The organism is Parolsenella sp. (assembly GCF_982402205.1).
In genome coordinates this window covers 1-8259 of the sequence record NZ_CEVYAT010000069.1, presented here as the reverse complement: position 1 = coordinate 8259, position 8259 = coordinate 1, and the positions used below count along the sequence as shown (strand labels likewise).

Annotated in this window: 5 protein-coding genes; 1 reads left to right on the top strand and 4 read right to left on the bottom strand. The window is 66.0% G+C overall.

What is annotated here, in order from left to right; genetic code table 11:
- Window positions 1-214, bottom strand: a 214-nt coding sequence (locus AC1VTH_RS04990; protein WP_481335042.1) for a hypothetical protein, incomplete at its 3' end; no start/stop codon positions are given.
- An 864-nt stretch (window positions 215-1078) separates the two neighbouring features.
- A complete protein-coding gene (locus AC1VTH_RS04985) occupies window positions 1079-2317 on the bottom strand; it encodes an amidohydrolase (RefSeq protein ID WP_481335041.1) in 1239 nt (412 codons plus the stop codon).
- 372 nt (window positions 2318-2689) lie between these two features.
- On the opposite strand from AC1VTH_RS04985, the gene aspS reads away from it, so the two are divergent.
- Complete coding sequence (gene aspS / locus AC1VTH_RS04980; protein ID WP_481335043.1) at window positions 2690-4459, top strand: aspartate--tRNA ligase; 1770 nt, start codon at window positions 2690-2692, stop codon at window positions 4457-4459.
- Window positions 4460-4568: 109 nt separating this feature from the next.
- On the opposite strand, the gene AC1VTH_RS04975 is transcribed toward aspS, so the two are convergent.
- Window positions 4569-6179: a lipopolysaccharide biosynthesis protein gene (locus AC1VTH_RS04975; RefSeq protein WP_481335040.1), complete on the bottom strand. Its 1611-nt coding sequence runs from the start codon at window positions 6177-6179 to the stop codon at window positions 4569-4571.
- A 106-nt stretch (window positions 6180-6285) separates the two neighbouring features.
- On the bottom strand, window positions 6286-8259 hold a 1974-nt coding region (locus tag AC1VTH_RS04970), incomplete at its 5' end, for an ABC transporter permease (protein ID WP_481335038.1).

Sequence of the window (8259 nt, the reverse complement as noted above, 5' to 3'; positions counted from 1 at the left end):
CCGCCGTGCTCATCCCCATGATGCCAACTTTTCTGTTCCCATGGGCCAGTAGCCACCCGACCGCCGTCTCGATTCGCTCGAGCGGGCAGTTGACGTGGCTGTAGTCGTGCTCCCCGGGAGAGATGCAAAGCGCGTTGACACTGTTCTTGTGCAACCACTTTGCGCCGCACTTTGCCATGTAGTCGTTTGGGTCGTCCCCAAAGAGGCCAATCATGGCTCAGCCTGCCCCGCGCGGGCTCTCGTAATACGTGCCGTAGAAGCCGTTGCGTTCTGTCTCGAAAGAGCGCTTCTTCATGCCGCCGCCCTAGGTTGGCATCCAGCATGTTGGCCTTGGCTAATTGTTGGCCATGGCTAACCATACAGCCTCGCGGCATTGGGCGGGGCGTTCACCCATTTCTACGCGTTCGCAAACAGCGAGCACCCATCTTTACGTGCTGAGAGGCCGTCTAGCACGTAAAGATGGGTGCTCATTGTTTTGATGCGTAGATGTGGGTGCTCGATGGGGTGGGCGATGAGGTGAGCGCGCAGATATGGGCGCGCGATGGGGTGGGCGCGTAAATGTGGGTACTCGATGGGGTGGGCGAGAAGCATGCTGCCGAGAAGGACTTGCCGTCGAGAAACGCATCGCCGAGAGGGCCGTTCCCACTCTTCTCGGCAGTGTCTGTTCATCCAAACTACGCGTCCCACGCCTTGGTTCATCCAAATTACGTGCTCAGAGGGCTCCTAGCGCGTAATTTTGATGAACCGTCATAGCGGACGCGTAATTAGGACGAGCTGGCGAGCAGCCTGTCCCTGCGTTTGACGCAAACTACCGATTCTTGTAAGCGCGCGTTTCGGTTTTTGCTGCAAAGTGCCGTTTTGTGTAAGGCGGGGAGCCTGCCGTTTGCAGCAAACTACCGAAAAGTGGAAGGTTTAGACCCTTCTCGGAGGCCCGCGTTTTACACAAACCTGCTGTTTGCTGCAAACGACAGACACGCAACTCGGTAGTTTGCATAAAAGTGCAGCTAAATGTAGGGACTGCGATCCACTGCGCGAGACCTGCGCCGTGACACGCACCTACTACTGCGCTCCTCTCGCCCTACTCGTTCAAAAAATCGACGGCGTACTGGGCGGCGAGCATCGAGCCGCGCACGAGGACGCTTTCGTTGGGGTCGTAGTGGCTGCTGTGCTGCGGCCACACCTTGCCGCTGGGGTCGGCCGTGCCGCTGCCCAGGAATACGAACACGCCGGGGCACCTCCGCAGGTACTCGGAGAAGTCCTCGCCGGGCATGGAACCCTGGTAGCGCGTGATGGCGTCCTCGCCCAGCACCTCGGCCGCGGCCCTCGCTGCGCGCTCGCTGGCCTCGGGCGTGTTCACCACGGTCGTGTGGGCCACCTCGTAGGTGAGCTGCGCCGTGCAGCCAAACGCGGCCGCCACGTCGGACGCCATGCGGTCCATAAGCTGCGGAATCCTTGCGTGCGCCTTCTCGTGGAAGGTGCGCACCGTGCCCTCCATCCAGGCGCTTCCCGCCATGACGTTGCGGGCCGTGCCGCCGTGGAACTGGCCCACGGTCACTACCGCCGGCTCGAACGGGCTCATGTTGCGGCTCACGATGGCCTGCAAGCTCTCGACGATCGCCGCGCCCGCGAGCACCGCGTCCGCCCCCTGGTTGGGCATGGCCCCGTGCGCCCCGCGGCCCGTCACGTCGATGCGCCACCAGTCGGTCGCGGCCATGCGCGGGCCGGCCTCGACGCTCACCTTGCCCTCTTCGACGTCGCTCCAGATGTGGGTACCGTAGACCCCGTCGACCCCGTCGAGCACACCCGCCTCGATCATGGTCTTCGATCCGTTGCCGCCCTCCTCCGCAGGCTGGAACACCAGGCGCACCTCGCCCGCGAGCTCGCTACGCAGGCCCATGAGCAGGCGTGCCGCGCCCAGCAGCATCGCGATGTGGCAGTCGTGCCCGCAGGCGTGCATGAAGCCCTCGTTCTGCGAGGCAAACGGCTCGCCGGTCTGCTCGGTCACGGGAAGGGCGTCGATGTCGGCGCGCAGCATGAGGCGGCGCCGCGGCTGGCCCTGCTCGTCATAGGCGCCCGCCGCGGCGCCCGCGATCGTGGCGACTACGCCCGTCTTCGTGGGGCGCTCGTAGGGGATGCCCAGCGCCTCGAGGTCCGCGCAGATCTGCCCGGTGGTGGCAACCTCGTGGTAGGCCACCTCAGGGTGGGCGTGATACCAGCGGCGACGGTCTATGACGTAGGCGCTCGTGGCGCCTGCCGCCCGGCGAATCTCGTGCGCCGCCTGCGTCGCCAGTGTGTCGCTCTTCTCGTCCATAGCCATGTGCATCCCCTCGTCGATTCTTCCATCTCGCAGGGTAGCACGCATGGGCCTCGTGCGTTGCGCCGCTGGGACAGTAAGCCTACGGGCGCTATTGTCCCAAACCGCAGGTAAAGCGGGACAGTTGGGCTACGGGCGCAAGTGTCCCAACTGCATGGGGGTAACAGGTAGGAAACGAAATAATTCTGCCGCGTGCGCTATTATGTGACCTTGCGCGAGCGCCCACGCTGTCTACGGGGCCGTTCGCCGTCTGAAGGCTTGCCATCCGTACCGACACGGGATGGCCCAGACGAGAGGACACACATGCAAGACACCAGCACCACCCCGGCCGTCGAGGCCCAGGCGGCCGACGCGTTTGCCGCCGAGACCGAGGCCATGCACGCCCACTCCATGCACACCCGCACCGCGGGCGAGCTGCGTCGCGAGAACATCGGCGAGGAGGTCGCGCTCACCGGTTGGGTGTGGCGTCGCCGCGACCACGGCGGACTCATCTTCGTTGACCTGCGCGACCGCTCGGGCATGACCCAGTGCACCTTTGACCCGGAGCACTCCGGCGGCACCGCCTTCCACGCCGCCGAGACGATTCGCCCCGAGTGGCCCATCTGCGTTCACGGCGTCGTGCGCGGCCGTGACGAGGAGACCGTCAACCCCAAGCTCCCCACCGGCGAGATCGAGGTCCGCGTTGACACCATCGAGGTGCTCAACCGCTCCAAGACTCCGCCCTTCCAGATCGAGGACGGCATCGACACGTCCGAGGACACGCGCCTGCGCTACCGCTACCTCGACATCCGCCGTCCCGAGATGATGGCCAACCTCAAGCTCCGCTCCGACTTCACCTTCGCCATCCGCGAGGCGCTCCACAAGCGCGCCTTCATGGAGGTCGAGACGCCGAGCCTGTTCAAGTCCACGCCCGAGGGCGCCCGCGACTTCCTCGTGCCGTGCCGCATTCAGCCTGGCCACTTCTACGCCCTGCCGCAGAGCCCGCAGCTGCTCAAGCAGCTGCTCATGGTGGGCGGCGTCGAGCGCTACTACCAGGTTGCCAAGTGCTTCCGCGACGAGGACCTGCGTGCCGACCGTCAGCCCGAGTTCACCCAGGTCGATATCGAGATGTCCTTCGTGGACCAGAACGATGTCATGAGCGCGCTCGAGGAGGTCCTGGCCGATGCCTTCGGCCGCATGGGTGTCGAGATGCCCACGCCGCTGCGTCGCATGGACTACTGGGAGGCCATGGACACCTATGGCTCCGACAAGCCCGATACCCGCTATGGCATGCACCTGGTCGACCTGACCGACATCTTCGCCCACTCCAAGTTCAAGGTCTTTGCGACTGCCGCAAACGAGGAGGGCTCTGTCGTCAAGGCCATCAACGCCAAGGGCGCCGGTGCCTGGGCACGTGCCAAGATCGATAAGCTCGCCGGCGTGGCCTCCACGTTTGGCGCCAAGGGCCTGGCATGGATCGCCTTCCGCGAGGACGGCTCCATCAACAGCCCCATCGTCAAGTTCTTCTCCGACGAGGAGATGGCGGCCCTGCGCGAGCGCGCCCAGGTCGAGCCCGGTGACCTCGTGATGTTCGCCGCCGGCCCGCGTCTCGCCTCCGACGAGATCCTCGGCGGCATGCGCACCCACATGGCCAATGCCCTCAACGTCAAGCGCGAGGGCCACGACTTCCTTTGGGTCGTCAACTTCCCGCTGTTCCACTGGGATGAGGAGCGCAAGGCCTACGCTGCCGAGCACCAGCCCTTCACGCTTCCCACCGAGTCCGACGTCGAGAAGATTCGCGAGAACCCGCTCGCTGCCGGCTCCTACACCTACGACTTCGTCATGGACGGCTACGAGGCGGGCGGCGGCGGCATGCGCATCCACGACGCCGAGATGCAGCTCTCCATGCTCGAGCTGCTGGGCTTCACGCCCGAGCGCGCCCGCGAGCAGTTTGGCTTCGTCATGGAGGCCCTCGAGTTTGGCGCGCCTCCCATGGGCGGCTTTGCCCTGGGCCTCGACCGCGTGTGCATGCTGCTCACCGGCTCCGACTCGATCCGCGAGGTCATGGCGTTCCCCAAGACCTCGAGCGGCTCCGACCTCATGAGCGACGCGCCCAGCGAGGTCTCGGCCAAGCAGCTCAAGGAGGTCAGCATCCGCCCGCTGTAAGGCGCGCGCTGCCCCGCTTGGCTCCATAGGTAAGACGACGCCCCAGTCACGGTTGCCGTGGCTGGGGCGTTTTGTGGGACAGTTGCTCAGGCAGGCATTGTCCCAGCGGCTAATCCTCGGGCGAGGGCGAGGACGTGGCGCTGGGGCGGTCGGCGCGGGCGGGCTTGCGGTAGCTCCTGAGTGTCTCGGAGAGCTCAGCGTGGATCGAGAGGTACTCGGTTACGAGCAGCACGAGCAGGATGCACATGACGATGAGGTAGCCCAAAACGGCTCCCGGCAGGCCCGTGAAGCCGATGAGCAGCGGCGGCACGAACAGCGAGAATCCCAGCGTGAGCAGGTAGACGCGCGTCACGGCCTTCTGGCGGCGCAGCACCGTGATGATCTGGTACAGGAAGTCGATGGCCGCGCACACGCCGCCCGTGGCCACCATGACGTAGCACAGCCCGCGGAACTGCTCGAAGTCCACGCCGTACAGGAAGCTCATGATGGGGATGCCGATGGTGCCCATGAAGCCCGCGACGCCCAGCGTGAGCGCCACGATGATGGCGAGCACCGCCAGCACGATGATGTCGAAGCGGCCGCGGCGCTTGGGGTCTGCCCAGATCTCTGCCAGGCGCATGAGCTGCGGCTTGTAGATGAAGCCAATCACCATGATGATGATGTGCGCGGGCGAGAACAGCGCGTTGAAGTAGAGCTGGTTGTCGTAGGACAGCACGCCCTCCATCGCGAACTTGGGCATGTTGTCGATGAGGTTGTAGAGGAACAGCGCCACGAACAGCGGGAAGCACTGGACGAACAGGTCCTTGACGCTGCCAAGCGACAGCTTCTTGCTCTTGGGCGTCTCGAAGAATGTGAGCGGCAGGGTGAGCAGCACGAACGACGCCGCGGCCGCCACGGCCATGGCGATGCCGGCGGCCCCCAGGCTGCGCGTGATGAGGATCACGACGCTATAGGCCACGATGACGGCGGCCGAGCGGATCGCCTGCGAGATGCCCGCGAGGTAGAGCTTGTCCATCTGCTGCAGGCGCCCCTCGTAGACATCTGCCAGCCCGTCGATGGCGCGGTAGACGAACATGCCCATGCACAGTGTGAACATCTGCGGGTCATAGCCGCGCAGCTGGCAGTAGAGGATGCCCACCACGAGCATCACGACGCACGTGACCACGCGGTTTGCCTGGTAGTCGGAGAACGAGTGCTTCTCGGCGAGGTCTGACACCTGGAAGGTGCGCACGCCGTAGTTGGCGATGAAGAGCAGCAGCGTGCCCGTAACGAAGGCCATCGAGAAGCGGCCGGCTGGCTCCACGCCGATGAGCTGCGTGGTGACCACCGACAGCACCGGGAAGACAACGCCCCAGGCGCCCAGGCCCACTGAGTTCCAGATGTAGTCCTGCGTGGTGTTGTGGGCGGTGTACTGCTCGGTCTGGCTCGACAGCGACCCCGAGTAGACGGCGCTGATGAGGCGGTTCCACCAGTTGCCAACGAGCATGCCCAGGCGGCTGGGCTTCTTGGGGCGACGCGGCTTGTGACCGCGCCCGCGACCCTGCTGGTCGGGCGCCTGTGTGCCGCGGCTGCCACGGGCAGGACGGCCGGCCTGGCTGGTGCGGGCGCGACGCTCGCGTCCTCTCTGCTCGGCCTCGTCTGCGGGCGCGAGCTCGCCGCGCTGGCGCATGCCGCGTGCCGGGTGCTGCTCATCGGCGTTTCTCTCGAACGGGTTTCTCATGCGGGTCCCCTCTGATTGCTTGGGATTCATTCTACCCAAGCGGCTTGGGGACCCGCGGGGCGCGCCCGCGGGCGGGGATGGCCGGTGCGTACTGCGGCTCCTCGCCCTACTCGGCAGACTTGAGGGCGCCCACCATGTCGACGCGGTCGATGGAGCGGCTCGTGACGAGCGACGTCGCCAGCGCAAAGAGCATCGACAGGCCGCACGACCACACGTAGCTCAAGGGGTTGATCTCCACGGCAAAGTACATCGAGGGCATGTTGAGCACGTAGGTGAGCGAGTGACCCAGCACGCACCCCAGCGGAATGCCCACGATGGTGCCGATGAGCGCCAGGATGAGCAGCTCCTTGTTGATATAGACGCGCACCTCGCGCTTGCGGAAGCCCAGTACCTTGATCGTGGCCAGCTCGCGCTCGCGCTCCGAGATGTTGGTGGTGGCGAGCGTGAACAGCACCACGAACGACAGGCCCGCGGCCAGCGCCGTGACGAGCGCCACCACGTAGTTGATGAGCATGAAGTTGCTCTCGAAGTCGCGGATGCCGGCGGCCACGCTCGTGACCGAGAGGAACGTCGCGTCGCCTCCGAGCTCGTCTGCGAAGGCGATCTTCTCGTCGTCCGTGCCGTTGAGCTTGGCGAGCAGGGCGTTGGGCTCGAGCGCTTGGCCAAAGAGGCGCTCGTAGCTGTCCTGGGTGAGGTAGACGGCGTTGCCGAGGTAGTTCATCACGATGCCGCTCACTTTGACGTCTGCCTGGTTGAGCGACGTGTCCTGCAGACGCACGCTGTCGCCCTCGCCAAAGCCCAGCACCACGGCCGCGTTCTTGGTGAGCAGGGCCCCGCCGTCTGCGGTGGCGCCGGCAAGGTCGAGGTGCTGGCCGTCCTGCGTGCGCAGGTCGATGTAGCCGTCGAGCGCAAAGTCGTTGGGCACCACGACGAGCTGCATGGTCTGCTTGGCGCCGTTGTGCTCGACCGTGACGTTCTCGTAGCGCACGGCCACGTAGGAGTCCACGCGGCTGCTGTCGGTGAGCCTCTGGGCGGCCACCTCGAGGTCTGCGGGCTGTGTGGCGGCGAGCAGGTCGTAGGAGTAGATGCCCGCGCGGCCTGACCCGCCGTACTGGTTGGGCGAGAGGGCCTGCACGGTGTCGTTGATGCCAAAGCCCATGATCATGAGGGCGCAGCAGCCGGCCACGCCAAACACCGTCATGGCCAGGCGGCTCTTGTAGCGGAAGAGGTTGCGGGCCGTGACCTTGTTGAGGAAGGGGAGGCGGCGCCACACGGGGCCGACGTGCTCGAGCAGGATGCGCTTGCCGGCGCGCGGGGCCTTGGGGCGCATGAGGGCCGCGGGGCACTCGGCGAGCTCGCCGCGCACGGCGACGAGCGTGGCAGCGCCGATGCCCACCACGAACAGGCCAAAGGCCAGGGCGCACAGGCCCGCGCTGAAGTGCAGGGTAAAGGCCGGCAGCGTGTACATCACGGCAAACACGGTGAAGAGGAACTTAGGCAGCGCCACGAAGCCCAGCAGCGCGCCCACGCCGCAGCCCACGAGGGTCGCGGCGATGGTGTAACCGGCGTACTTGGCCATGATACGGAGGCGCGGGTAGCCCAGCGCCTTGTACAGGCCAATGAGGCCGCGCTCCTCCTCGACCATGCGCGTGGCCGTGGTGATGGACATGAGGATGGCCACGGTGAGGAAGATCGCCGGGAAAACGGTGCCGATGACCTCGATGGAGCTCGCGTCGGAGTCGATCGAGGAGTAGCTCGAGATGGCCGAGCGGTCCTGGACGTACCAGGTGGCGCTGCCAACGTCGGCGAGCTTGGCGCGCGCGTCGGCGATTTTGGCGAGGGCGTCGGCCTTCTGCCGCTCGAACTCGGCGCGGGCGTCGTCGAGTTCGGCCTGGCCGTCTGCCGCCTGGGCCGCGGCGTCGCTGAGCTGGGCGGCCGCCTCGTCGAGCTGTGCCAGGGCGAGGTCGCGCTGCTCGTCGAGCTGCGACTGGGCGTCGTCGAGCTGGGCGGACATCTGGGAGAGTTGCTCGTCCACGGCGGCGTCCGCGGCTGCCTCGGCGGCCGTGATGCCTGCCTGGGC